This window comes from Nocardia sp. NPDC006630, assembly GCF_040611495.1.
Taxonomy (GTDB): Bacteria; Actinomycetota; Actinomycetes; order Mycobacteriales; family Mycobacteriaceae; genus Nocardia.
Window position 1 is genome coordinate 679,543 of the sequence record NZ_JBEXOK010000005.1, and the last position, 24,095, is coordinate 703,637.

Genomic DNA, 24,095 nt, shown 5'->3' on the forward strand with positions numbered 1-24,095 from the left:
TCCTAACTGATGTTGGGGTCGAAGGTGAAGATCACGTAGGTGCCGGTGACCATGACGAGAATCATGGACACGACCAGCGCGGCCTTCAGCCAGAAGCGGGTGGAGTCCTTGCGCGCGTAATCGTCGATCACGGTGCGCAGGCCGTTGCCGCCGTGCAGCTGTGCGAGCCACAGCATGGTCAGATCCCAGATCTGCCAGAACGGCGAGGCCCAGCGGCCGGCGACGAACGCGAAGTTCAGCCGGTGCACGCCGCCGTCCAGCATCAGCATGATCGTCATATGGCCGATGACCAGGACGACGAGCAGCAGGCCGGAGGCACGCATGAACAGCCACGCGTACTTCTCGAAGTTGTTGCCACCCTGACGCCGCGGGGCGCGGGGCGCGTCCAGGCTGGCGGGGCGGTCGTAGGACTTACCGAGAACAGGTGCGGTCATCTCGAGGCTCAATTCGTCAGCAGGTAGAAGAGCTGGCGGCCGATCCCGGCGCCCGCGACAAGGATCCAGATCGTGAGCACGATCCAGAGCATCTGGCGCTGGTAGCGGGGCCCCTTCGACCAGAAGTCGACCAGGATGACGCGGATGCCGTTGAACGCGTGGAACAGCACGCAGACAACGAGACCCATCTCCATGAGGGCGACAATCGGATTCTTGTACGTCTCGATCGCCTTGTCGTACGTGTCCGGGCTGACGCGCACGAGCGCGGTGTCCAGGACATGGACGAACAGGAAGAAGAAGATCGTCACACCGGTGATGCGGTGGAGCGCCCAGGACCACATACCGGGGTCGCCTCGGTACAGGGTCCGCTTCGGCTTGGCCGGAGCTTCTAGCGTGGTCATAGAGTGCGGTGCCTCCAACGTCGTTGATGGACCCGGTCAGATCCGGCGCGGAGCCATTGGACTGTCGATAACACCAGCTCACAGCCGGAATCGCCGTCCGGTGGCAGTGCTGCAGGCCCGCAGTCGGGAACCTGAACCGATCTGTCGTGAACTCTAATCCCAGCCCCGTATCGGAACTAATTCGGCGTGCCGCTCGTTGGCCGGAAATATCCTGAGTTAGGTTTGCCTTTCCTGATCTCCGGGGTGGTGTCCGAGGGCTTCCGCGTGGCTATTTGCATGGGCATGGAAGGATGGTCCGATATGTCTGATATTGACTGGAATCTCTTGCGAGGCAGCGCATTTGAAGTCATGCGAAATGCCTATGCGCCCTACTCCCGATTCCCCGTCGGAGCCGCTGCTCTCACCGCGGACGGGCGAATTGTGAGCGGCTGCAATGTGGAAAATATCTCATACGGTTTGGGCCTCTGCGCCGAATGTGTACTGGTCGGTAACTTGATTTCGTCCGGTGGCGGGCGGCTGCGCGCGGTCTCGGTCTGCGATTCCCGGGGCGAAATCCTGATGCCGTGCGGTCGCTGCCGGCAACTGCTCTACGAACACGGGGGAGCGGACGCGCTCGTCGACCACCGCGGCGCACCGGTCCTGCTGAGCACCCTGCTCCCGGACGCCTTCGGTCCCGACGATCTGGAAGCCGGACAGCAGTAACCGCTCCCCAGCGCGACACCCTTCGTCATCCCGGCATGCTTTTGGCCGGGATCCGCCTCGAAAAGTGTGGATCCCGGCCAAAAGCGCGCCGGGATGACGAGGGGGTGCTGCCATGTCAGGGTGGGGAGATGAGTGTGCACTCGGCTGTTGACGTAATCCGGGCGAAGCGCGACGGCGGGGAGCTCAGCGACGCGCAGATCGATTGGGTGGTGGACGCGTTCACCCGGGGTGAGGTCGCGGACGAGCAGATGTCGGCCCTGGCCATGGCGATTGTCTGGCGCGGTATGACACGCCGCGAGACCGCCCGCTGGACCGCCGCCATGATCGACTCCGGCAAGCGCCTGGACTTCGGCGATCTGGTGCGGCCCACCGTGGACAAGCACTCCACCGGCGGCGTCGGCGACAAGATCACCTTGCCGCTGTCACCGCTGGTCGCGGCCTGCGGTGCGGCCGTCCCGCAGCTGTCCGGGCGCGGATTGGGCCATACCGGCGGCACATTGGACAAGCTCGAGGCGATTCCCGGCTGGCAGGCCGATCTTTCGGTGGACCGGATGCGGGAGCTGCTCGCCGATCCGGCCGTCGGCGCGGTGGTCTGCGCCGCCGGAGCCGACCTCGCCCCGGCCGACAAACGGCTCTACGCGCTGCGTGATGTGACCGGGACCGTCGAATCCATCCCCCTGATCGCAAGTTCCATCATGAGCAAGAAGGTCGCCGAGGGCACCGGTGCGCTGGTCCTGGATGTGAAGGTCGGCCGGGGGGCATTCCTGAAGGAACTCGGCCAGGCCCGCGAATTGGCCACTGCGATGGTCGAACTCGGCACCGATGCGGGCGTGCGGACCGTGGCGCTGCTCACCGCCATGGACACCCCGCTCGGCCGGACCGCGGGCAATGCCCTCGAGGTCGCCGAATCGCTGGAGGTGCTCGCCGGTGGGGGACCGGCCGACGTCGTCGAGCTCACCCTCACCCTGGCCCGGGAAATGCTGGCCCAGGCCGGAATCGACGTCGACCCCGCCGCGGCCCTGGCCGACGGCCGCGCCATGGACCACTGGCGCGCGATGATCAGCGCGCAGGGCGGCGACCCCGACGCACCGCTGCCCGGGGCGCGGCACACCGAAGTGGTTGCGGCCCCGGCCTCCGGGACGCTCGCCCGCCTCGACGCACTCGATATCGGCATTGCCGCGTGGCGCCTGGGCGCGGGCCGCGCGCGGCAGGGCGACAGCGTCCAATTCGGCGCGGGCATCGAAATGCATGCCAAACCCGGCGATACCGTCACGGCGGGCAGCCCGCTGCTCACCCTGCACACCGATACGCCGGAGGCTTTCCCCGCGGCATTGGACGCGCTGCGCGACGCCTTCACCATCGGTGCGCCGCCCGCGCCGACTCCATTGATACTGGGGCGCATCACGGCGTGACTGATCCTGGGGCGCATCACTGCCTGACTGATCCCGGGCCCGATTCACGGCCTGACCCTGCGTGCGGGCTGAGAATCGAGGAGGGCGGGCGCGCGGGGATCGGCCTAGCCTGGAAATCGTGAAGCACAGAAACTCATTGCGATTACGCGCATCGGCCGCGGCCTGCCTGAGCGCCCTCGCCCTCGGTGGATTTCTCCCGGCCGTCGCCTCCGCGCACTACGACACCTCCCCGCCGCCGCCGACTTCCAAGGGCGCGCCGCACCCCTATTACGCGAATTGCGATCAGGTGCGGGCGGAGGGCAAGGCGCCGCTGCTGGCCGGACAGCCGGGATACACCGGACTGCTGGACCCGAAGGGCACCGGTGTAGCTTGCGGCTACTAGCTCACCGTGCCCGATAGCCGCTGTGCCCATCAGGCGCTGTACCCGGTGGGTGAAGATCCGGCGAAGTCCAGCAACGTGAGGGCAACGACACGCCTACCAGTAGGTGACACAGGTCAACTGTCATGCCGCAGAACGGGAATGCGGCTACCGTTTCTACATGACTGGACCGACGCCCCTCACTCTCGCTTCGATCCGCCAGGCGCCGAAGGCGGTCCTGCACGATCACCTGGACGGCGGGCTGCGACCGGCCACCGTGCTGGAGCTGGCTCGCGACTGCGGATACGACCAGTTACCGGCTGGTGACGCGGTATCCCTGGGAAATTGGTTCCGGGACGCGGCGGACAGCGGATCGCTGGAACGCTATCTGGAAACCTTCGCGCATACGGTCGCCGTCATGCAGACGCCCGAGGGCCTGCTGCGGGTGGCGCGCGAATGCGCCGAAGACCTGGCCGCGGACGGAGTCGTCTACGCGGAGGTGCGCTTCGCCCCGGAGCAGCATCTGGAAAACGGGCTCACCCTGGACGAGGTGGTCGAATACACCCTCGCGGGATTCCGTGAGGGCGAGGCCATCGCCGCCGCGGCCGGTACGCCGATTCGGGTGGTCTGCCTGCTCACCGCCATGCGGCATGCGGCGCGCTCCCGCGAAATCGCCGAACTGACAATCAGATTCCGGGATCTGGGCGTCGGCGGCTTCGATATCGCGGGCGCGGAGGCCGGCTACCCTCCCACCCGGCACCTGGACGCGTTCGAGTACATGCGAGCCAATAACGCGCACTTCACGATTCACGCGGGCGAGGCGTTCGGGCTGCCGTCCATCCATGAGGCCCTTGCCTTCTGCGGCTGCGACCGGCTCGGTCACGGCGTGCGCATCACCGATGACATCACCGAGGGTCCGGACGGTCCCGTGCTCGGCCGGGTCGCGAATTACGTGCGGGACTTGCGAATTCCGCTGGAGCTGTGCCCGTCCTCGAATGTGCAGACCGGCGCGGTGCCCTCGCTCGACAAGCATCCCTTCGACGTGCTGGCGCGGCTGCGCTTCCGAGTCACCGTCAATACCGACAACCGATTGATGAGCGATACCAGCATGAGCAATGAAATGCTCAAGCTCGCAGACACTTTCGGCTACGGCTGGAGCGACCTGGAGCGCTTCACCATCAATGCCATGAAGTCCGCCTTCATCCCGTTCCCCGAACGCCTGCGCATCATCGACGAAGTCATCAAACCGGGATACGCGGTCATGCTCGGCTGAATCCGGCTCAGAAGATGCTTACGCAACAACTGATTTCGTGAGCTTCGGGGTAACTCCGGGGGTACGTCCAAAACCGAGCCCCCTGCTCGACCGCCGGCCCGCAACGGCGGTCGAGTGGCTCTCACCCATCGGCGGAAGGTGCGGGGAGGCGGATGAGCGCCCTACTCCTTGCTGAGGCGAGCCTCGAACGCGTCCTCCAGCACTCGCCAGGACGCCGCCTCCGCCGCGAAGGGCGGGTTCGGGGCCATCCGGCCCGGGTCCGGGTTGAGCAGGTAGGACACGTACCAGCCGAGCGGCGAGGAGACGGCGAGCGCCTTCTCGACGCTGTCCTCCTCGGCGTAATCGGCTGCGTCGGTGAACAATTCGACCGCGAGGTCGAGCTGATCGGTATCGACGGACTTCGGGCCCTGTGCCAGATCGTCGGCCAGGCCGGGCAGCACGTAGATGTTCTCCTCGTCCACCTCGACCTCCAGCGCACCGTCCACCGCGGAGGTCTGGATCTCGCTGTAGGTGCTCACCCGCACCAGATCGTGCTCGTGATCGTCGGCGAGGTAGCGGGCCAGCGCGCGCTCGGACGGGAATACCGAGATGGCGCCGTCCTTGCCGAGGAAGATCGGCTCGTCGTCCACGTAGCAGCGCAGCGTGAACCAGGTGCCCTCACTGGTGATGATCTTGACCGGGTCGATGCCGACCTCGTGCCAGAACGAGAGCTCCTCGTCCTCTTCGTCCTCGTCCTCCGCGTCGAGGTCGACGGTCTCGATGTCCTCGTCGGCGTCCACCACATCCTCGGCGTCCACGATGTTCTCTTCCGCCGCAAGCAGTTCCGCCTCGGCGACGGCGACCGCATCGGCGTCCACGTCCGGGATCTCCACCACCGAGTCGATGGCGTCCAGCACACCGTCCCAGTCCTTGTTGATGGCCGCGCCGATCTGCTCCCACAGCTCCTGGCCCTCGCTACCGGCGAAGGCGCTGACGCCGCCCGGCAGTGCGCCCAGCACCGGATGCGATCCGAAGAACTTGGTCACGGCGTCGAGCTCGCACACATCGCCGATATTGCGGACCATCTCGAGAGTCTCCTCGAGTTCGGAGATGATCTCCGGATCGGGTTCGTCGGCCGCGAGCTCCGGCACGCCGACGAGATCGAAGACGAACTGCTCCTCCGGCTCCAGTTCGGCCGCCGACAAACCGGCGATGATCTTCCACGCGGGATGATCCACCAGATCGTTTTCGGCATTGGTCCGGATGAACGCGGCCAGCTCCGCTACGGAGTCGAAACCGTAGAGGTCTTCCTCGTGGCCGAGGAATGCCTGCCACTCATCGTCGCCATCTCGCCAGCGGGGCGCCCACAGGGTGACGAGATCGCCTTTGGTCAGTCCGAGCGCGATCGGGACGATGTCTCCAGAAGCCATGACCGGAAGCCTATCTAGTGGTCGCGTCAGGCACTATCCGGGCCGCCCCCAACATTTCCCGGCGCGATGGACTCGTGCAATCGGGCGAGTGCTTCGGCCCGTTGCGCACTGGCCTGTGCGGCCGCTTGCTGGCATGCCCACAGCACCAATTGCGATACCTCCGCCGGTGGCCGGGCGGTCACCGATTCGGCCAGCCAGAGCCCTGTCAGAGCGCCGTCGCCGTCCACTTCCGCGGTCACCGAACGGTCTTCGCTGGTGAATTGCCCGCGCACCCGGCCGAGCTCGTAGAGCGTGGCCTCCAGCGCTTCGAGCCGGTCGGCGACTGCGCTCACCAGTGCGTTCATCTGCTCGCTCATGCCTTCCCCAGCCAGCTCGCCGGACCGGTGTCGGCATCGTCGAGCCGGTCGAGTTCATCGACGGCGGCCTGCCGGGTGGGGAGGCCGAGCCGATCGAGTAGTTCCGCGGGCATGCCGGTCGCGGCCAGCAGTTCGCGGCGGCGGGATCTGGCGACCAGGGCCGAGCGCTTGCTCAGCCGCAGGATTTCGTCGGCGAGAGCCTGTGCGCCGTAACGGTATTCACCGCGCTCGAAACGGATTTGCACCGGTATGCCCTGATCGGTGGCATGCACGGTGAGGGTGCCGGCGCGATTGCTGCTCGCCGCCACGGTGACCGGGGGGATCTCCGTGGCATCAGGACTCTGCGGCTGGGTCATATCTGCCTCCTCTGGGCGGTTCCGGCTCAGGCCGTGGGCCTGTAGAAGCCGAGGAACCGTTCTCCCATGTTCTCCGTCCGAATCGGACCCGTCTGGACGGGATCGCCCGCCTCCACCAATTGACCGTTGCCGATCACCATTGCCACATGCCCGTCCCATACCGCGAGATCGCCGGGCATCAAGTCCCCTGGACCGACCTGCTGATGCCCGTACCCCTGCTCCTGCGCCAAACGCGGCAGCGAAACCCCCGCCTGCCCGTACGCCCACTGCGTCAAACCACTGCAATCGAGACCGACACCCGGTGTGGTGCCGCCCCAGACGTACGGCGTGCCGACAGCGCTGAGGGCATTGCGCACCGCATCGGCGGCCTGCTGGTTCGGGGCTTCCACGGTACTGCCGTCGGGCAGCGTGAGCTTCACCCCGGTCCCGGCGGGCCGGGTACCCGGCGTGGTCCGATGGGTTCTGGTGGTGCTGTGCGGCGATGAATCACCGACCGACGCCGCGACCGTGGACAGCCCGCTGCCGGCCAGCGCGACCCCGGACTCCAGCACCTTCCCGCCCGAGGCGGCATAGCCCGAACCGGCCTGCTGCGCCCCGCCGGATCCGGGATCGACAGCCGCCGCGATCGTCGCGGGAGGCTCGCCGCGCGTGGCCGCCGCGGGTCCGGAGGGCGGTGTCGCCGCAGCCGCGGCAGGCGGCGGAACCGGTGGCGGCGCGACCAATTCGCGCATGGCCGCGGTCTCGGATTCGAGCTCCGCCCGCACCCGCTCGACCACGTGCAGCGCTCGCCCCAGATGATCCAGAGCAGACCGGACAACGAGTGCCGCGGACGGCCCGGCCCCCGCCGCCCCCAATCCCTCGGCCGAATCCAGAAACGACCGCAGCACCTTCGCCAGTTCCCGCTGCCCGGCCGCTATCGCCCCGCCCGCCCGATCCAGCACCTCCGCCATCGACTCCCCGTGATCGGAGACCGTGGCCGCACTCGTCTGCACCCGCAGCGCCCTGTCCATGGCCGCATCTCCACCCCGCCCGCGCCAGGAGTCGTACATCCCATCGACCCCCGAACGCCCGGCGGAGTGCACCCCGTCCACCACCCCCGAAGTCTCCCGAAGCGCCTCGACCGCACCCCCGGCCTCCCCACTGCCAAAACTGGCCAGCAGCTGCACAATCGGCCGCGCCAGCTCCGCCACATCCACCTCGCCGCTCATGCGTCCACCACCGGAAGCGCGGCACGGATGTGCCATGACGGTTTCCCGCCCGAGGTGCGCCGGCGGCGGGCCCGCGCATCGAATGCCACGCGGTCGCGACTCACTTCCGCCCGGATCGGCCCGCGCCGGGTGCGGCCTGCCGGCAAGCCATGGTGGTGCGGGATACCGCGCGCCACGTCGAATGCCGCCGTCATGCGCTGAGCTCCGGGGCGTTGGCGTACCGGGCATCGGTGCCGACGTAGGTGGTTGCGGCGGCGGTGGTTGCGGTGCCGAGGGTGGTCAGGACGGCGGCGAGGGAGCCCAGGGTGGTGAGGTGGCCGGTGTGGGCGGCACGGTAGGCGGTGAGGAAATCGCTGCCGATGAGACCGAAGGCGGGGGCGAGTAGGAGGGGGTCGGCGGCGGTGGCGCGCACTGTGGCCGCGGTGAGGGCGGCGGCCATGGTGGCGGCCGTGCTCGCGTAGGTGGTGAGGCCTTCGGGATCGATCGAGATCCGGTGCATGGATGCCCCCATCGTGCCGGTCGCTGGCTGATTACGTCCTGCATGAGATTGGACGCACGCCGCGCGGCGGCGGTTCCGGGCCGAGGGAATCTGCCGGGCTCGAACCTCGAATCAGCCCTACTGACCTATCGTTTTCCTATGCGCACCGACATCGTGGACCACCCGCTCGCCGCGGCACTGCTCACCACCATGCGCGATGCGCGCACCACCAACCCCACCTTCCGGGCCGCACTGCGCGATCTGACCGGACTGCTCGTCTACGAGGCCATGCGCGACGCACCCGTCACCAGGTTCCCCATCGCCACCCCGGTCGCGGCCGCCGAGGGCACCTGCCTCGCCGCCCCGCCGCTGCTGGTCCCGGTCCTGCGCGCCGGCCTCGGCATGGTGGAGACCGCGGAGAACCTGATCCCCGACGCCCGCATCGGATTTGTCGGTGTGGCCCGCGACGAGACCACCCACCAGCCGACCCCGTACATGGAGTCGCTGCCCGAGGATCTCGCGGACACCCCCGTCATCGTCCTGGACCCCATGCTCGCCACCGGCGGCTCGATGGTCTTCACCCTGGACCTGCTGGCCACCCGCAATGCCCGCGACATCACCGTCATCTGCGTGGTCGCCGCCCCCGAAGGCATTGCCGCCCTGGAAAAGTCGGGGCATCCGGTGCGCCTGGTCACCGCATCGATCGACCGGGGACTCAATTCCGACGCGTATATCGTCCCGGGTCTGGGCGATGCGGGAGACCGCCAATTCGGTCCCCGCTGAACGCGATCGGCCTAGAAGCCGAATGAACCCGTGCCGGTCTGCGGGCCGCCCCGGCCGCCGTCGATGGCCCAGGTGCCGCAGTGCAGGGTTGCGAAAGTGGTGTCCTGGCTGGTGATTCGCACCGTCTTGGTGCCATTGCCGCCGTCACCGCGCTCGATGATGTCGGCGTCGGCGCCCAGTCGCACCCACTGGCAGTCCGGTGCGGGGTTGTGCGTCGTGTAGTAGCCCGCCGAGATATCGGTGTTCACCGTGTAGGGGCCGTCGTGATCCATGACGGACCCCGCCGCTGAAGCGGTGCCGGCGGTGAGCGTCACGGCCGCCGCGGCGATGCCGAATCCGGTGAGCCACAGGGAATTACGCATATGCGGTCAATCCTTTCGTTCAGAGCTTTTCGCAGAAGGCCCGGATCTCGGAGAGCTGTTGCACCGCGGCGGCTTTCACGGCGCTCAGATCGGCGGCGGTGGCGACCGGCCGGACGACCTCCACGTAGCACTTGAGTTTCGGCTCGGTGCCGGACGGCCGGATGACCACGCGCAGCGAGTCGCCCTCGAAAACCAGTGCGTCGGTGCGCATCTGCCCGCGCAGCTGCGACATATCGGTGCAGGTCACCGCTTCTCCGGCAATCTCGGCCGGCGGATTCACGCGCAGCCGGTCCACCACGGCGGCCGCCTCCGCCGCATCGGCGAGCCGCAGCGATACCTGATCGCCCGCGTGCACGCCGAATTCGACTGCGTAATCGTCGAGTACCTCATCGACGGTGCGCCCCGCCGCCTTCAGCTGGGCGATGAGATCGGCGGCCAGCACGGCGGCCGAGATCCCGTCCTTGTCCCGCACAGTGACCGGATCCACGCAGTGCCCGATGGCCTCCTCGTACGCGTACACGAGCCCGTCACCAGCGCGCGCCAGCCATTTGAAACCGGTGAGGGTCTCCGCGTATCGCGCGCCCCGGGCCGCCGCCACCTTGCTCAACAACCGGGACGACACGATCGTGGTGGCCACCAGCGACTCCGGCGCGGCAGTCCGCAGCACGAAATCGCCCAGCAGCACCCCGGTTTCGTCACCGCGCAGCATGCGCCACCCGCTCGCCCCGCGCACCCCCACCGCACACCGATCCGCATCCGGATCCAGCGCAATGGCGATATCGGCATCGAGCCGCTCGGCCAGCGACAGCAGCAGATCCGAAGCCCCCGGCTCCTCCGGATTCGGGAACGCCACCGTCGGAAAATCCGGATTCGGCGTGAACTGCTCCGCCACCACCAGCACCTCCCCGAACCCGGCCGCCCGCAACGCCGCAACAGCCGGCTCGCCACCCACCCCGTGCATGGCCGTCAGCACCACCCGAATATCAGCCCGCCGCACCGGAACTCGCCCACCCGCCGCGGCTTCGCCGGATTGGGGCGGATCGCTCAGCGCTGCGGACGAGACCGGCGCCTCGCCGGGCTGGGAGTTCGGGTCGTGGGCAGCGGCCTCGCCCGGCTGGGAGCTCGGCTCGGTGGCAGCGGACAGGCGCGGTGCCGTGCCCGGCTGGGGACTCGGCCCGCCGATGAGGTCCGGCAGGGTGGCGACTCGGGCCAGGTAGCGGCGGAGGATTTCCTCGCCCATGTCCTGGACGGTGGCGTCGGCGGGGAGGTCGAGGATGGCTGGATCCGGTGCGGTGGCGGTGGGATCGGAGCCGGGGATGCGGCCCTGGACCGCGTCGATGTACTTCTCGATTTCGGCGTCGGCGGGTGGCAGCAGTTGGGAGCCGCCGTCGAGGTAGAGCTTGTAGCCGTTATCGGTGGCGGGGTTGTGTGAGGCGGTGATCTGCACACCCGCGACCGCGCCCAGTGCGCGCACCGCGTAGGCGACGACGGGGGTCGGCAGCGGCCGGTGCAGTTCCAGCACCGAGAAGCCCGCTGCGGCAAACACTTCCGCGGTGGCTCGGGCGAATTCGGCGGAGCCGTGCCGGGCGTCGCGACCGACGATGACCAATCCGCCACCGAGACAGCGATTCCGGAGCCAGTCGGCAATGCCCGCACTGGCCCTCGTGACGGTGTCCACGTTCATGCCGTCCGGACCGTCCTGCAGCGGCCCGCGTAATCCGGCCGTCCCGAAGCGCAGCATGCCATCTCCTCAAAGCGTGTCGGCCACGGCGATCCGGCCTCGTACTACGGGCCTCTCGTCGTCACCGCAGCGTAGGCCGTGCGGCGGATCGTGCAGAGGCGTTCGAGAACTCCGTTCAGAAGCGTTCGGGGAACTCCGTTCAGAGGCGTTCGAGAACTCCGCGCAGGAGTTTGCCCAATCGCGGTGCGGCGGCGTGCCCTTCGGCCAGCACCTCGGCGTGCGAGAGGTGTGCGCCGGTGACGCCGGCGGCCAGGTTGGTGACCAGCGAGATGCCCAGCACCCGCGCTCCGGCGGCGCGGCAGGCAATGGCCTCCAGCACCGTGGACATGCCCACCAGATCCGCGCCGATGGTGCGCAGCATGCGGATCTCGGCGGGTGTCTCGTACTGCGGTCCGGTCAGGCCCGCGTACACGCCCTCGGTCAGGCTGGGGTCGATATCGCGTGCCAGCGCCCGCAATTCGGGATCCCAGGCGTCGACCAGATCGACAAAGTTCGCACCCGTGACAGGGGTCTGCCCGGTGAGATTGAGGTGATCGCTGATCAGTACGGGCTCGCCGACGGAGAGCCCGTCCCGAATCCCGCCCGCGGCATTGGTGAGCAGCACGGTCTGCGCGCCCGCGGCAATGGCGGTGCGCACATTGTGCACAACCTGCGAGGGCGCGTAACCCTCGTACAGGTGCTGGCGTCCCATGAGCAGCAGCACCGGCGCGTCATTGACGAGCACGGAGTGGATGGTGCCCTGATGTCCCTGGGCGGTGGGCGATCCGAAGCCCGGCACCTCGCCCATGGGGACGGAGGTGGCGGGCTCACCGATTTCGGCGGCGGCTTCCTGCCATCCGGATCCGAGCACCACCGCGACCCGGTGACTCTGCACTCCCGTACGTTCGGCTATCGCCTCCGCGGCGGCCTGTTCGGCTAGCATGTCGCCCACCCTAGTCGCAGGCGATCATCGGTGCGATGGCACAGCCTGGACCTGCCGGTTTCGCACCTTTTCCAGCTTTCGCAAAACTCGCGAAACAATGGCTACCCGCGAGTAGGTGTGCGTTCGCGCCCCCGCTAATCTGCACTCATGCCGTATTTGAAGCGTGATGGGGATGTGTTCGTCCTGTACCTCGGTGCCGAGGGCCAGAACATCGACAGCGAGAACCGCTTCCATCCCGATCTGATCACCGAGCTCCACGCGCTGCTCGACGAGGTCGAGGCCTCCGAGGGCCCGGCCGCGCTGGTCGTCACGGCCAACGGCAAGTTCTTCAGCAATGGTCTCGACACCGATTGGCTGTTCGGCAATTTCGACAAGAACTGCTGGTACCTCGACCGCGTGCACTCGCTGTACACCCGCCTGCTCGGCTTCCCGCTGCCGACGGTCGCCGCGGTGAACGGGCACGCCTTCGGCGCGGGCGCCATGCTGGCCACCTCCTGCGATTTCCGCATCATGCGCGCCGACCGCGGCTACTGGTGCCTGCCCGAGGTGCACCTGGGCATGCCGTTCACGGTCGCCATGAATGCGCTGGTCACCGGTCGCCTCACCAATCAGGTGGCGGTCGAGGCCATGACCACCGGTCGCCGCTACGGCGCCGACGACGCCCTCGCCGCCCGCATCGTGGACGGCAAGGCCGACGCGGAGTCGCTGCTCGCCACCGCGGTCGCACAGGCCGACGCGCTCAAGGGCAACCGCAAGCCGAACCTCCCGGTCATCAAGCGCGCCCTGCACCAGCACATCCTGGCGGGCCTCGCGGTCGAGACCACCCCGGAGAACCTGGCTTTCACCGTCTGAGCAGCGCGGGCACCGCCCCCGTAAATTCTCCGGTTTCGGGGGCCGCGAAGCCCGGCCCTCGGCTCTCGGAGCATGCCCTACCGCGAGATTTCCGCATCACCTGCTGCGACAGCTTTAGTGACGGGTGTAAGACTGTGTCCTATGCCACCATCGCGCAGCGGCGATGACCGGAGAATTTGCACACCCAGTGAACGGCACTCAGCGTCTGTGTCGGCGTTGAGTGCTGCGTCGTCCAATCTTGCTGTGTCGCCTTTGAATACAACTATGGCGACTGCCTCCGACGCTGCCGTCGTGGCCGCTCGCGAGCAGTTGATCGCGCTCTCGCACTCGATTCACGCCGAGCCGGAACTCGCTTTCGAGGAATTCCGAAGCGTAGCCAAGACGATCGAGCCCCTGCGCGAACGCGGCTTCCGCATCGAAACCGGTGTGGCCGATCTGAAGACCGCCTTCTCCGCTGAATTCGGCACCGGCGAGCTGGTGGTCGCGATCTGCGCCGAATACGACGCACTGCCAGAAATCGGACATGCCTGCGGGCACAACATCATTGCCGCCTCCGCGGTCGGCGCGGCGCTCGGCCTGGCCGCGGTCGCCGATGCCTGCGGTATCACCGTGAAGCTGCTCGGCACGCCCGCCGAGGAGAGCGGCGGCGGCAAGGTGCTCATGCTCGAGCGCGGCGTTTTCGACGATGTGGCCATGGCGCTCATGGTGCATCCGGGTCCGGAGGATATCGCCGGTGCGCATTCGCTCGCGCTGGCCGATCTGTCGGTGACCTATCGCGGCCGCGAATCACATGCCAGCGCCGCACCGCAGCACGGCCGGAATGCCGGGGACGCGGTCACTATCGCGCAGGTTGCCCTCGGTTTGCTCCGCCAACATCTCAGCCCCGGACAGCAGCTGCACGGTATAGTCGCCTCCGGTGGCGTAGCCCCCAATATCGTGCCCGGCCATGCGGAACTGCTGTATTACCTACGGGCAGTCGACTCCGCGAGCCTCGATGATCTGATGCAACGCGCATCGGCCTGTTTCGAGGCAGGCGCCCTCGCGACCGGATGTATCCATGACATCCGCAAGCTCGCGCCGACATATACCGAGCTCACGCCCGACAGCGCACTACTGTGTGCCTATCGCGAGCAGATCCGCGATCTCGGACGCGAGCCCATTGCCCCGGAACTCGAGGCCGCGCGACCGCTTGGTAGTACGGATATGGGCAATGTCACCAATGTGATTCCCGGCATTCACCCGGTCATCGGCATCGACGCCGGGGGAGCGGTCACCCACCAGCCGGCGTTCGCGGCAGCCGCGGTGAACGCCTCCGCTGATCGAGCTGTCATCGACGGGGCAACGGCTCTGGCCCGCACCGCGATACAGATCGCAGGGGACGAATTTCATAGGGACAGGTTGTCGGAACGAGTCATGCAACGGCAGTTTCTTCGACAGGAGGACATTCGGTGAGCACAACCGGCCGGTCCACGGTGCGAGCATCGGGCCCCGAGGCGGCAGCTTGCGTAACCACGCAGGTCCACGCGAGTACCGTGGTGGATTCGGCGCGAGCCACGCTGGACACCGCCAGGGCTACGGGACCGTTAGCGGCCTGTAAGCCGCAAGGGGTTGCGAGCGTCGTGACGGGCAGCGCGGTGGGGGTCGATATGGGCTTTGAAATGGGCACGGTGAGTGTTGATATGGCTGGAATTCCTGATAGTGCGGTCAGTGGCCGAGATGTCGTGGACGCGTGGCTCGCCGAGCACGCGGACGACCTGATTTCCTGGCGGCGGCACATCCACGCCAACCCGGAGCTGTCGCGCGCCGAGTACGGCACCACCGAATTCATCGAATCCTGGCTGGTCAAGGCCGGTCTGGAGCCGCGCAAGCTACCCAATGGCACCGGCCTGATCTGCGATATCGGACCGGACACCCCACGCATCGGCCTGCGCGCCGATATGGACGCGCTGCCGCTGCAGGAGTACACCGGTCTGCCGTTCGCCTCGAATGTGCCTGGCGTCTCGCATGCCTGCGGGCACGATGCGCACACCACGATCCTGCTGGGTACCGCCTTGGCGCTGGCCGAGGTTCCGAACCTTCCGGTCGGTGTGCGGCTGGTGTTCCAGCCCGCCGAGGAGGTCATGCCCGGCGGCGCGATCGATATGGTCGCCGCGGGCGCCATGGAAGACGTCTCGCGCATGTTCGCGGTGCACTGCGACCCGCGGCTCGAGGTCGGCCGGGTCGGTATCCGGGTCGGGGCCATCACCTCGGCCGCGGACACCATCGAACTTGTACTGGATTCGCCGGGCGGTCACACCTCGCGCCCGCATCTCACCAGTGATCTGGTCTACGCCATCGGCACCGTCATCACCGGTCTGCCGGGTCTGCTGAGCCGTCGCATCGATCCGCGCACCAGCACCGTCATGGTGTGGGGTGCGGTGTCGGCGGGCAAGGCGCCCAACGCGATTCCGCAGACCGGCATGCTCACCGGCACCGTCCGCACCGGCGATCACGCCACCTGGTCGCTGCTCGAGCCCATGGTGCGCGAGATCGTCGAGGGCCTGCTCGCTCCCACCGGCGTGCGCTGGCAGCTCAACTACAAGCGCGGCGTGCCGCCGGTCGTGAACGACGAACTGGCCGTGCGCATGTTCGAGGCGGCCATCCGCGAGGTCGGTCCCGATGCCCTCGCCGATACCCAGCAGTCCGGCGGCGGCGAGGACTTCTCCTGGTACCTGGAGGAGGTGCCGGGGGCCATGGCCCGCCTGGGTGTGTGGTCCGGTCAGGGCGAGCAGCTCGACCTGCACCAGCCCACCTTCGATATCGATGAGCGCGCGCTCGCCGTGGGCGTCCGCGTCATGACGAATATCGTGCTGAACGGGTACTGAGTTCGCGCACAAGCGAAGAGGCGAAAAACTTCGGGCCGCACCTGTCAGGTGCGGCCCGAAGTAGTTCGAAGAGGAGAAAGAGGAATTAGGGCCCGAAGGTGCCGGGGCCGACGTTCTTGCTGTTACGGGTGCGCAGGGCGTGCACGTATTCGCCGGGGGCACCGGCTTTTTCGGCGCCTTCGGCGATCACTCCCAGATAGCGGGCCGAGGGTAGGCCGCCCTCGTAGGCGTCCAGGACGTATAACCAGGCGAGCACCGGCTGCGTGGCGTTGCCCTGGCTGGGCGTGACGCGGAGCCGGATCTTCTTGTGGATGCCGAAGTCCGAGCCCTCCCAGCGGTCCAGGCTCGCCTCGTCCTCACCCGGGACGTCGTACAGGACGACGAAAACCCGCGATCCGGGCTCCTCGACCACGGTCGCGAGCGGTCCCTCCCAGCCGATGTCGTCCCCGGCGAAGGTCAGGCGCCAACCCTCCAGCCAGCCGGTTCCGGACACGGGGGAGTGCGGACAGCGCTTGAGCATCTGCTCGGGATCCATGTTGGACCCGTAGGCGGCGTAAATCGGCACTGTGAGAGCGTATCGAACAATCCCCGGCTACCTCCCCCGATCCCGATCCTCAGCGGTTCGCGAGTAGCCCGGCCGGTCGCTCCGGACCAGCTCCGGCCACATTCCGGACGGTCGCCAAGTGTGACGAAACTGTCTCCAGATGCGGTTCCAGCTGCGCGGACCTGAGCCGATAACGTTGTGGTGCGGCATCGGAGATCCCGATTGCCCAGCCAGAAGCGAGGGAACAATGACCCGCATTGCGATCATCGGCGGCGGCCCCGCCGGTTACGAAGCGGCATTGGTCGCCGCGCAGCACGGGGCGCCGGTCACGCTGATCGACAGTGACGGCATCGGCGGAGCCTGTGTGCTCTGGGACTGTGTGCCTTCGAAGACCTTCATCGCCTCCACCGGCGTGCGCACCGATCTGCGCCGCGCCCGCGACCTCGGCATCACCGTGCATCCCTCGCAGGCGCAGGTGCGTCTGGCAGAGGTGAATTCGCGCGTGAAGGCGCTCGCGCAGGCGCAGTCCTCCGATATCAAGGTGAAGCTGCAGACCGCCGGCGTGACCGTGCTGGCCGGGCACGGCGAGCTCATGGACCAGGCGCCCGGGCTGGCGACCCACCTGGTGAAGGCGACCCTCGACGATGGCCGCCAGCACCTGCTCGAGGCCGAGGTGGTGCTGATTGCCACCGGCGCCAGTCCGCGCGTCCTGGCGGGCGCTGAGCCGGACGGAGAGCGCATCCTGAACTGGCGCCAGCTCTACGACCTCAAGGAACTGCCCGAAACGCTTGTGGTGGTCGGTTCCGGTGTCACCGGCGCCGAATTCGTCTCCGCCTATACCGAAATGGGCGTGAAGGTGAAGCTGGTCTCCAGCCGCGACCGCGTGCTGCCCGGTGAGGACGCCGATGCCGCGCTGGTGCTGGAGGACGCGCTCGCCGAACGCGGTGTGGAACTGGTCAAGCACGCCCGCGCCGATGCGGTCGAGCGCACCGCCGACGGCATTGTGGTGAAACTGTCCGACGGCCGCACGGTGACCGGCTCGCATGCGCTCATGACGGTCGGCTCGGTGCCCAATACCCAGAATCTCGGCCTGGCTCGCCTGGGCATCGAACTGGACAAGGGCGGATACCTGCGCGTGGACCGGGTTTCGCGCACCACCGCCACCGGTGTGTACGCGGCAGGCGACTGCACGGGACTGCTGCCGCTGGCCTCTGTGGCCGCCATGCAGGGCCGAATCGCCATGTACCACGCACTCGGTGAGGGTGTGCAGCCGATTCGCCTGAAAACCGTTGCCTCCGCGGTGTTCACGCGTCCGGAGATCGCCACTGTCGGTGTGAGCCAGACCGCCATCGACAATGGCGAGGTCCCGGCGCGCACGGTCATGTTGCCGCTCAACACCAATCCGCGCGCCAAGATGTCGGGGCTGCGCCGCGGTTTCGTGAAGATCTTCTGCCGTCCGGCCACCGGTGTGGTGATCGGCGGAGTCGTGGTGGCGCCCATCGCTTCCGAGCTCATCCTGCCAATCGCCCTTGCGGTGCAGAACAATCTGACCGTCAACGATCTCGCGCAGACCTTCTCGGTCTATCCTTCGCTGACCGGTTCCGTCACCGAGGCCGCGCGTCAGCTCATGCGGCACGACGATCTCGACTGACGGATGAACTTCCGGTGCTGGGAGGGCTTCGTCTTGCCCCGCTTACGCCGGTGTGATTCACTTCGCGACGGGAAGCGATCGGCAGGGCGGTCGCGAGAATGTCGGTGGGTCAACCCTTTCCGGGTCAGCCGGTGTACAGCTCGTACTCGCCCGCACGTCCGTTCGTGGTGATGAGGGACGAAGGAATAGGGCGAAAAGTGAAGCACCGCAAGCCGAATCGGATCAAGGCCAGCACCTCCCTGTCACTGGTCGGCGCGGCCGCCGTGGTCAGCCTGCTGGGTACTCCCGCGAATGCGGCCCCCGCGGACCCGGGCGCGGTCCCGGCGGCCCCCGGACAGCAGCCGGGCGGCACGGACGGTCAGCCGGGCGCCACCGATGGTGGTCAGTCGCCGACGACCGACGCGCCGATCCCGCCCGACCCCAAGATCGGTTCGGTGCCGGCGCCCAAGCCGGATACCACCAAACCGGATGTCACCCAGCCGCAGCAGAGCCAGCCGGGTGTCACCACCCCCGGTTCGCCCAAGCCGGACACCACCGCGCCCGCGGGCAATGCCCCCTCGGACGGCAACGCTCCCAAGCCCGATACCCAGCCGGCCGGTGTCGCGCCGCAGCAGGGGCCGAAGGTGACGCAGCCGGGTGTGACCGTGCCGCGCGTCGCTCCGCTGCCGGTGCCGGGCCAGACGGTGCCCGCCATTCCGGTGCAGGTGCCGGATAAGCCGAACCAGCAGACGATTCCGGCTCAGGTGAACCCGAACCAGCCTGCCAAGCCGGGTAACACCCAGCCGGATACCGTCGCCCCGGATCAGTCGGACACCACCTCGGTGGACACGCTGACCGGTCAGCCGACCGTGCAGAAGCCGCAGTGGCAGTCCCCGGCCGTCGACACCGCACCGGCCGCGCCGGTGGTCGCGATGACCGGACCGCACACCGAGATCGGCGCCAATGTCGACGGTGGCGTCGCGCTGCCAGGCTGGGCCGCCAATACCCACCACTTCAGCAATCTGGACGGTTACGTCGGCACCATCGGCTACACCACGCCGGGCGGTACCGGTGAGGCCGGTGTGTCGATGGACTACACCACGGTCAACCAGATCAAGGTGACGGCCTTCGCCAGCGCGGGCGCCGGCGATGACCGCAAGCTCGAATTCGTGCTCGACAGCACCGGCGCCAATGCCGCCAAGGCGGACGCCGAGAACTTCGTGCGCCTGCTCCCCGGCGGCGGCACCATCCTGGACGCGCTCGGCCAGATTGGTAAGCTCCCGGAGGGTGATATCCCCGGCCAGACCACCGACGTCGGCGGTGTGACCACGCAGTTGGGCGGTTCGGTCCAGTACTGAGAAATACCGGCCGAATTTATTGCCGGCGAAGAGTTGAAATTCGGTGCCGGCAGGAGTTGAGTCGTCGCGTGGGGCGGTCGTAAACGACCGCCCCACGCGTGTGTGGCGAAAGGACGGGTGATGGATTCCGGCAAGGACGAGTCGGCGGACCGCCCGGAGGCCACTCCCGGCGCGGAACCGGCGCAACCGGGAGCGCACGAGCAGCACGCGGGAGCGCACGAGCAGCACGGCGGTGCTCCGCAGGCGCCGGGCGCGAGCGATCCGCACGTCGATGCCGCGGGATCGAATACCGCGCCGCAGGAGGGGTTCTCGGGTCAGCCGGACACGACGGAATCGCCGTTCGGGCCGGGACCCGGGAGTACCGGGTCCGACTTCGGGCCGCCGCTGTCGGAATTCGGTCCGTCGCTCAATGATTTCGGCCCGCCGGTCTCGGTATTCGGCCCGACGACCGATACCTACGGGGTGCTGGGCAACGACTTCGGTTCGCCGCTCAATGATTTCGGGGCGGCCACACCGGGTTTCGGTGCGGCGCCGGGCGAGTTCGGTCCCGCCGCGGATGCCGGTGCGACCGGCTGGGCGCCGCCGGTGGTGCCGCCGAGCCCCGAGTTGGCATGGCGGCCGGTCGACGGCGAGTATCCGGCGCCGGATTCCTCGGTGCCGCCGTCGCAGTACGCGACCGGCGATGATGCCTTGTACGACAATCGATTCGGTGATCAGGGCGACGTCGAGGAGACCGTCCGTCACAGTGTCGAACCGGCCCCGCCCGCCAAGAAACCGTCGGCGGGCTGGGCGCGGGGCGGCGGCATCAGCACCGCCGCATTCGCCGGGCGGGAATCGGCGTGGCTGCGTTCTGCCGACGCCGGCATGCCGTCGGCAGAATCGGAATCGGCTGCGCCGCAGCAGGAATCGCTGTCGTGGGCGGACGATCCCATCGGCCGGATGCTGATGCCGAAGAAGACCGAGCCGAAATCGGAGTCGCTGTCCTGGTCCGACGATGAGATCGCGCGGCGGTTGGCTCCGAAATCCGCTGCGCCGCAGGATAAGCCGAAGACCTCACGGAAGCCGATCCTGATCGGCGCGGGTGTCGTGGTGGTACTGGCCGCGGTCGCCGGGGTGGTGGTCGCGCTCACCGGCGGCAGTGACAAATCCGATTCGGCGTCCGCCGCCTCCAGCTCCGACGGCCTGGTGACGACCGCCGCTCCCACCACGGTGGCCGCGCTGAGCTGCCCGACCAAGCGGGACGGACCGCTGACCATCGGCAATGGCGCGGGGGGCACCGAGACCGGCGCGGATGCCATCCTCGGCTTCCAGCACGCCTTCTACGCCGACCGCAATGGCGTGAAGGCCCGCTCCTTCGTCGCCCCCGATGCGGCGAATGTGTCCCAGGCCGACACCATCCAGCAGGCGATCAACGATGTGATCCCGATCGGCACCAGCTACTGCCTGCGCATCACCGACGCGGGCCCCGACGCCTACGACGCCGACCTCACCGAACACCGCCCCGACGGCACCACCACCGTCTACCGCCAGCACATCCTCACCGTGAACAAGGACGGCAAACACCTGATCTTCGCCATCGACGAGCGCTGACACCTCGGGTTCGGTGCCGTGTTGTGCCGCCTCCTCGCATGTCGGTGAACGGCGCGTTCCGGCCGGGCCGCGGCGGTTTGCAGATGTCGGTCGTCATCGGCCCGGCGAGCCGATTTCTGCCAGCCGACGCATGGTCGGATCGAGCTCGGTTGCAGTGGGCGCGGGCCTCGTGAGGGCGGCATTGCTCGTGTTGTCGGTCTCATTGGGGCGAATTCGTCCCATGATCTGAGACCCGGGTTTCACCTCGTGGTTTGGCTGTGACACAGTGGAATTTCGCATACCCCGGCGTTCCCTCGGAGGTTTCTCATGTCCGCGATAACTCCACCGCTGTCTCGCCGGCTCGACGGCCTGCAGAGTTCGGCGATTCGCGACCTGCTCAAACTCACCGCGCGCGCCGACATCATCAGCCTGGCCGGTGGTCTGCCGGATGCCGAGCTCATGCCGCGGGATCGCATTGCCGCGGCGGCCGAGGCGGCGCTGGCCGATCGGTCGGTGCTGCAGTACACCGAATCGCCGGGCTGGGGACCGCTGCGTGAGGTGCTCGCCGCGCGGGAGTCGGCGCGGCTGGGCCGCCCGGTGCCGGTGGAGGAGGTCTTCGTCACGCACGGCTCGCAGCAGGCGCTGTCGCTGCTGGCCGAGGTGCTGCTCGATCCGGGTGCGCTGGTCGTGGTGGAGGATCCGGCGTATGTCGGTGCGCTGCAGGTGTTCCGGGCCGCCGGGGCGCGGATCGTCGCGGTTCCGCTGGACGGCGAGGGCATGCGCGTGGATGTGCTGCGGGAGCTGCTGGCCGCCGGGGAGCGCCCGGCCTTCGTGCACACCGTCAGCAATTTCCACAATCCGGGCGGCGTCACCATGAGTGCGCAGCGCCGCATGGAACTGGCGGAACTCGCTACGGCACATGGCTTCTGGGTCATCGAGGACGATCCGTACGGCGAACTCTGGTTCGACAAACCCGCGCCCGCGCCGGTGGCGACTTACTCGCCCAATGTGATTCGCCTGTCCAGCGCCTCCAAGATCCTCGCCCCCAGCCTGCGGGTGGGCTGGATGGTCGCCTCGACCCAGGTGTGCCGCGCGGTGGAATTGCTCAAGCAGGGCGCCGACCTCTGCGGCTCCGCCCTCACCCAGCAGATCGCCGCCGACCTGCTGTCGGACACCGATTGGCTTGCCGCCCACGTCGATTCGGTCCGCACGACCTACGGCGAACGCGCCCGCGCCCTGGTCGGCGCCGTCCGCACCCGCTTCGGCGACCGCATCGCCACCACCGACGCCACCGGCGGCATGTTCGTCTGGGCCGACTTCACCGACGGCACCGACACCCAAGCCCTGCTCCCGCACGCCCTGGACGCGGGCGTCGCCTACGTCCCCGGCTCCGCCTTCGCCGTCACCACCGACTACACCCACTCCATGCGGCTGTGCTTCACCACCTCGGACACCACCGTCCTGGAGGAAGCCGTAGCCCGCCTGGCCAAGGCCCACGCCGCCGCCCCCGCCCGGGTCTAGCCGTTCTGCCGCGGCATCCCCCCGCCGCCATCAGGTCCTGGTCGGTGGCTCAGGCCCAGTTGTAGGTGCGCTCGACGGCTTTGTTCCACTCGTGGAGCAGGTGGTCGCGGTCTTCGCCGGACATCGTCGAGTTCCAGCGTTTGTCCTCGGCCCAGTTGTCGCGGATGTCGTCGGGGGAGGCCCAGTAGCCGACGGCCAGCCCGGCCGCGTAGGCCGCGCCGAGGGCGGTGGTTTCGGTGACCACCGGACGCACCACGGGGGCGTCGAGAATGTCGGACTGGAACTGCATGAGCAGTTCGTTGATCACCATGCCGCCGTCGACCTTGAGCGTCACCTTTTCGACATCGAGGTGCTGTGCGGCCGCATCCGCGCACATGGCGTCGATGACCTCGCGGGTCTGGAATGCGGTGGCCTCCAACACTGCTCGCGCGATATGCCCGCGATTCACGAAGCGGGTCAGGCCCGCGAATACGCCGCGGGCGTCGGGCCGCCAGCGCGGGGCGAACAGGCCCGAGAAGGCCGGGACGATGTAGCAGCCGCCATTGTCCTCGACGGTGCGGGCGAGCGGCTCGATCTCCTCGGCCGAACCGATCATTCCCAGGTTGTCGCGCAGCCACTGCACCAGCGATCCGGTGACCGCGATGGATCCTTCGAGCGCGTACACGGCCGGTTGCTCGCCGAGGCGATAACACACGGTGGTCAGCAGCCCGTGCTCGCTGAATACCGGTGTGGTGCCGGTGTTCATGAGCATGAAATTGCCCGTGCCGTAGGTGTTCTTGGTATCACCGGGGGACAGGCAGGCCTGCCCGAAGGTGGCCGCCTGCTGATCGCCGAGAATGCCCGCGATCGGCACGCCCGCCAGCGCGGTGGTGGTGATATCGCCGTACACCTCGGACGAGCTGCGGATCGTCGGCAGCATGGCCACGGGCACGCCGAAATCGGCGCAGATCTGCGGATCCCATTGCAGTGAGCGCAGATCCATCAGCATGGTGCGCGAGGCATTGGTGACATCGGTGAGGTGCTGACCGGTGAGATTCCACAGCACCCAGCTGTCGATGGTGCCGAAGCACAGTTCCCCGTCCTCGGCGCGCTGCCGTGCCTCCGGCACGCGATCGAGGATCCAGCGCAGTTTGGGCCCGGCGAAGTAGGTGGACAGCGGCAGCCCGGTGCGGTCGGCGTAGCGGTTCGGCCCGTCGGATCCGGCCAGTTCGACGGTGAGATCGGCGGTGCGGGTGTCCTGCCAGACGATGGCATGGTGAATCGGCTTGCCGCTGGCGCGTTCCCACACCACGGTGGTCTCGCGCTGGTTGGTGACGCCGACCGCGGCGATATCGCCCGCCCCGATGCCGAGCTTGTCCAGCACCTCGGCGATCACGAGTTCGGTATTGCGCCAGATGGTTTCGGCATCGTGCTCGACCCAGCCCGGCTGCGGGAAGATCTGCTCGTGCTCACGTTGCGCGACCCCGGCGATGCGGCCGTGGTGATCGAAGACGATGCACCGGCTGGAGGTCGTACCAGAATCGATGGCAGCCACATATCGACGCATTCGAGCAGGCTACTCG

24 protein-coding genes are annotated in these 24,095 nt (G+C 67.9%); 12 read left to right on the plus strand and 12 right to left on the minus strand.

Annotated features, from left to right (window positions below; genetic code table 11):
* Window positions 1-2: 2 nt before the first annotated feature.
* The gene (locus ABZX86_RS18025) at window positions 3-434 is read right to left on the minus strand and encodes a succinate dehydrogenase hydrophobic membrane anchor subunit (protein WP_297614633.1); all 432 of its coding nucleotides are present in this window, start codon (window positions 432-434) and stop codon (window positions 3-5) included.
* An 8-nt stretch (window positions 435-442) separates the two neighbouring features.
* Window positions 443-835 (minus strand): succinate dehydrogenase, cytochrome b556 subunit, encoded by a 393-nt coding sequence (gene sdhC / locus ABZX86_RS18030; protein WP_327143888.1) that lies wholly within the window; start codon window positions 833-835, stop codon window positions 443-445.
* A gap of 300 nt (window positions 836-1,135) precedes the next feature.
* Here sdhC and ABZX86_RS18035 point away from each other — a divergent pair, with 300 nt between their 5' ends.
* The 4 genes from ABZX86_RS18035 (at window position 1,136) to ABZX86_RS18050 (ending at window position 4,580) form a co-directional block, all read left to right on the plus strand.
* The gene (locus tag ABZX86_RS18035; RefSeq protein ID WP_355124876.1) at window positions 1,136-1,537 is read left to right on the plus strand and encodes a cytidine deaminase; all 402 of its coding nucleotides are present in this window, start codon (window positions 1,136-1,138) and stop codon (window positions 1,535-1,537) included.
* Window positions 1,538-1,671: 134 nt separating this feature from the next.
* Window positions 1,672-2,949, plus strand: coding sequence for a thymidine phosphorylase (locus tag ABZX86_RS18040; RefSeq protein ID WP_355124877.1), 1,278 nt, complete (start codon window positions 1,672-1,674; stop codon window positions 2,947-2,949).
* A 118-nt stretch (window positions 2,950-3,067) separates the two neighbouring features.
* Window positions 3,068-3,331, plus strand: a complete 264-nt coding sequence (locus tag ABZX86_RS18045) for an excalibur calcium-binding domain-containing protein (protein WP_355124737.1) — start codon at window positions 3,068-3,070, stop codon at window positions 3,329-3,331.
* A gap of 157 nt (window positions 3,332-3,488) precedes the next feature.
* A complete protein-coding gene (locus ABZX86_RS18050) occupies window positions 3,489-4,580 on the plus strand; it encodes an adenosine deaminase (RefSeq protein ID WP_355124739.1) in 1,092 nt (363 codons plus the stop codon).
* Between the two features lie 161 nt (window positions 4,581-4,741).
* Here the strand turns inward: ABZX86_RS18050 and ABZX86_RS18055 are convergent, their stop codons facing one another.
* The 5 genes from ABZX86_RS18055 to ABZX86_RS18075 form a co-directional block, all read right to left on the minus strand.
* Entirely contained in the window at window positions 4,742-5,989 is a 1,248-nt protein-coding gene (locus tag ABZX86_RS18055; protein ID WP_355124741.1) for a primosomal protein, read from the minus strand.
* 26 nt (window positions 5,990-6,015) lie between these two features.
* Window positions 6,016-6,345 carry a YbaB/EbfC family nucleoid-associated protein gene (locus ABZX86_RS18060; RefSeq protein WP_355124743.1) on the minus strand — a complete coding sequence of 110 codons (330 nt, stop codon included), beginning with the start codon at window positions 6,343-6,345 and terminating at the stop codon, window positions 6,016-6,018.
* Entirely contained in the window at window positions 6,342-6,701 is a 360-nt protein-coding gene (locus ABZX86_RS18065; protein WP_355124745.1) for a hypothetical protein, read from the minus strand. The genes ABZX86_RS18060 and ABZX86_RS18065 overlap by 4 nt, the downstream gene beginning before the upstream one ends.
* A 26-nt stretch (window positions 6,702-6,727) precedes the next feature.
* A complete protein-coding gene (locus ABZX86_RS18070) occupies window positions 6,728-7,909 on the minus strand; it encodes a C40 family peptidase (protein ID WP_355124747.1) in 1,182 nt (393 codons plus the stop codon).
* A 190-nt stretch (window positions 7,910-8,099) separates the two neighbouring features.
* Entirely contained in the window at window positions 8,100-8,408 is a 309-nt protein-coding gene (locus ABZX86_RS18075; protein WP_355124749.1) for a type VII secretion target, read from the minus strand.
* 138 nt (window positions 8,409-8,546) lie between these two features.
* Between ABZX86_RS18075 and upp the strand changes: the two genes are divergently transcribed.
* Window positions 8,547-9,170 (plus strand): uracil phosphoribosyltransferase, encoded by a 624-nt coding sequence (gene upp / locus ABZX86_RS18080; RefSeq protein ID WP_355124751.1) that lies wholly within the window; start codon window positions 8,547-8,549, stop codon window positions 9,168-9,170.
* A gap of 11 nt (window positions 9,171-9,181) precedes the next feature.
* Here upp and ABZX86_RS18085 read toward each other — a convergent pair whose 3' ends face one another.
* The 3 genes from ABZX86_RS18085 to ABZX86_RS18095 all read right to left on the minus strand — a co-directional run bounded on the left by ABZX86_RS18085 (window position 9,182) and on the right by ABZX86_RS18095 (window position 12,195).
* Complete coding sequence (locus tag ABZX86_RS18085; protein WP_355124753.1) at window positions 9,182-9,532, minus strand: hypothetical protein; 351 nt, start codon at window positions 9,530-9,532, stop codon at window positions 9,182-9,184.
* 19 nt (window positions 9,533-9,551) lie between these two features.
* Window positions 9,552-11,273, minus strand: a complete 1,722-nt coding sequence (locus tag ABZX86_RS18090; RefSeq protein WP_355124755.1) for a phospho-sugar mutase — start codon at window positions 11,271-11,273, stop codon at window positions 9,552-9,554.
* 139 nt (window positions 11,274-11,412) lie between these two features.
* Window positions 11,413-12,195, minus strand: a complete 783-nt coding sequence (locus ABZX86_RS18095; RefSeq protein ID WP_355124757.1) for a purine-nucleoside phosphorylase — start codon at window positions 12,193-12,195, stop codon at window positions 11,413-11,415.
* Between the two features lie 147 nt (window positions 12,196-12,342).
* Here ABZX86_RS18095 and ABZX86_RS18100 point away from each other — a divergent pair, with 147 nt between their 5' ends.
* The 3 genes from ABZX86_RS18100 (at window position 12,343) to ABZX86_RS18110 (ending at window position 15,911) form a co-directional block, all read left to right on the plus strand.
* Window positions 12,343-13,047, plus strand: a complete 705-nt coding sequence (locus tag ABZX86_RS18100; protein ID WP_355124759.1) for an enoyl-CoA hydratase/isomerase family protein — start codon at window positions 12,343-12,345, stop codon at window positions 13,045-13,047.
* Between the two features lie 264 nt (window positions 13,048-13,311).
* Window positions 13,312-14,499 carry an amidohydrolase gene (locus ABZX86_RS18105; RefSeq protein WP_355124760.1) on the plus strand — a complete coding sequence of 396 codons (1,188 nt, stop codon included), beginning with the start codon at window positions 13,312-13,314 and terminating at the stop codon, window positions 14,497-14,499.
* Between the two features lie 227 nt (window positions 14,500-14,726).
* Window positions 14,727-15,911 carry a M20 family metallopeptidase gene (locus ABZX86_RS18110; RefSeq protein ID WP_355124762.1) on the plus strand — a complete coding sequence of 395 codons (1,185 nt, stop codon included), beginning with the start codon at window positions 14,727-14,729 and terminating at the stop codon, window positions 15,909-15,911.
* Between the two features lie 85 nt (window positions 15,912-15,996).
* On the opposite strand, the gene ABZX86_RS18115 is transcribed toward ABZX86_RS18110, so the two are convergent.
* Entirely contained in the window at window positions 15,997-16,476 is a 480-nt protein-coding gene (locus tag ABZX86_RS18115) for a gamma-glutamylcyclotransferase (protein ID WP_297614602.1), read from the minus strand.
* A gap of 226 nt (window positions 16,477-16,702) precedes the next feature.
* Between ABZX86_RS18115 and ABZX86_RS18120 the strand changes: the two genes are divergently transcribed.
* The 4 genes from ABZX86_RS18120 to ABZX86_RS18135 all read left to right on the plus strand — a co-directional run bounded on the left by ABZX86_RS18120 (window position 16,703) and on the right by ABZX86_RS18135 (window position 22,533).
* On the plus strand, window positions 16,703-18,106 hold the full coding sequence (locus ABZX86_RS18120) for an NAD(P)H-quinone dehydrogenase (RefSeq protein WP_327143903.1): 1,404 nt from the start codon (window positions 16,703-16,705) through the stop codon (window positions 18,104-18,106).
* Between the two features lie 197 nt (window positions 18,107-18,303).
* The gene (locus tag ABZX86_RS18125; protein ID WP_355124765.1) at window positions 18,304-19,443 is read left to right on the plus strand and encodes a hypothetical protein; all 1,140 of its coding nucleotides are present in this window, start codon (window positions 18,304-18,306) and stop codon (window positions 19,441-19,443) included.
* Window positions 19,444-19,563: 120 nt separating this feature from the next.
* Entirely contained in the window at window positions 19,564-21,033 is a 1,470-nt protein-coding gene (locus tag ABZX86_RS18130) for a hypothetical protein (RefSeq protein ID WP_355124767.1), read from the plus strand.
* A 306-nt stretch (window positions 21,034-21,339) separates the two neighbouring features.
* On the plus strand, window positions 21,340-22,533 hold the full coding sequence (locus ABZX86_RS18135) for a PLP-dependent aminotransferase family protein (protein WP_355124769.1): 1,194 nt from the start codon (window positions 21,340-21,342) through the stop codon (window positions 22,531-22,533).
* Window positions 22,534-22,582: 49 nt separating this feature from the next.
* On the opposite strand, the gene glpK is transcribed toward ABZX86_RS18135, so the two are convergent.
* Entirely contained in the window at window positions 22,583-24,079 is a 1,497-nt protein-coding gene (gene glpK, locus ABZX86_RS18140; protein WP_355124771.1) for a glycerol kinase GlpK, read from the minus strand.
* Between the last annotated feature and the right edge of the window lie 16 nt (window positions 24,080-24,095).

Excerpts from the sequence above, each read along its gene's own strand:
- ABZX86_RS18025 (WP_297614633.1), bottom strand. The coding sequence starts at position 434 with ATGACCGCACCTGTTCTCGGTAAGTCCTACGACCGCCCCGCCAGCCTG.
- sdhC (WP_327143888.1), bottom strand. The coding sequence starts at position 835 with ATGACCACGCTAGAAGCTCCGGCCAAGCCGAAGCGGACCCTGTACCGA.
- ABZX86_RS18035 (WP_355124876.1), top strand. The coding sequence starts at position 1,136 with ATGTCTGATATTGACTGGAATCTCTTGCGAGGCAGCGCATTTGAAGTC.
- ABZX86_RS18050 (WP_355124739.1), top strand. The coding sequence starts at position 3,489 with ATGACTGGACCGACGCCCCTCACTCTCGCTTCGATCCGCCAGGCGCCG.
- ABZX86_RS18055 (WP_355124741.1), bottom strand. The coding sequence starts at position 5,989 with ATGGCTTCTGGAGACATCGTCCCGATCGCGCTCGGACTGACCAAAGGC.
- ABZX86_RS18060 (WP_355124743.1), bottom strand. The coding sequence starts at position 6,345 with ATGAGCGAGCAGATGAACGCACTGGTGAGCGCAGTCGCCGACCGGCTC.
- ABZX86_RS18065 (WP_355124745.1), bottom strand. The coding sequence starts at position 6,701 with ATGACCCAGCCGCAGAGTCCTGATGCCACGGAGATCCCCCCGGTCACC.
- ABZX86_RS18070 (WP_355124747.1), bottom strand. The coding sequence starts at position 7,909 with ATGAGCGGCGAGGTGGATGTGGCGGAGCTGGCGCGGCCGATTGTGCAG.
- ABZX86_RS18075 (WP_355124749.1), bottom strand. The coding sequence starts at position 8,408 with ATGCACCGGATCTCGATCGATCCCGAAGGCCTCACCACCTACGCGAGC.
- upp (WP_355124751.1), top strand. The coding sequence starts at position 8,547 with ATGCGCACCGACATCGTGGACCACCCGCTCGCCGCGGCACTGCTCACC.
- ABZX86_RS18085 (WP_355124753.1), bottom strand. The coding sequence starts at position 9,532 with ATGCGTAATTCCCTGTGGCTCACCGGATTCGGCATCGCCGCGGCGGCC.
- ABZX86_RS18090 (WP_355124755.1), bottom strand. The coding sequence starts at position 11,273 with ATGCTGCGCTTCGGGACGGCCGGATTACGCGGGCCGCTGCAGGACGGT.
- ABZX86_RS18095 (WP_355124757.1), bottom strand. The coding sequence starts at position 12,195 with ATGCTAGCCGAACAGGCCGCCGCGGAGGCGATAGCCGAACGTACGGGA.
- ABZX86_RS18100 (WP_355124759.1), top strand. The coding sequence starts at position 12,343 with ATGCCGTATTTGAAGCGTGATGGGGATGTGTTCGTCCTGTACCTCGGT.
- ABZX86_RS18105 (WP_355124760.1), top strand. The coding sequence starts at position 13,312 with ATGGCGACTGCCTCCGACGCTGCCGTCGTGGCCGCTCGCGAGCAGTTG.
- ABZX86_RS18110 (WP_355124762.1), top strand. The coding sequence starts at position 14,727 with ATGGCTGGAATTCCTGATAGTGCGGTCAGTGGCCGAGATGTCGTGGAC.
- ABZX86_RS18120 (WP_327143903.1), top strand. The coding sequence starts at position 16,703 with ATGACCCGCATTGCGATCATCGGCGGCGGCCCCGCCGGTTACGAAGCG.
- ABZX86_RS18130 (WP_355124767.1), top strand. The coding sequence starts at position 19,564 with ATGGATTCCGGCAAGGACGAGTCGGCGGACCGCCCGGAGGCCACTCCC.
- ABZX86_RS18135 (WP_355124769.1), top strand. The coding sequence starts at position 21,340 with ATGTCCGCGATAACTCCACCGCTGTCTCGCCGGCTCGACGGCCTGCAG.
- glpK (WP_355124771.1), bottom strand. The coding sequence starts at position 24,079 with ATGCGTCGATATGTGGCTGCCATCGATTCTGGTACGACCTCCAGCCGG.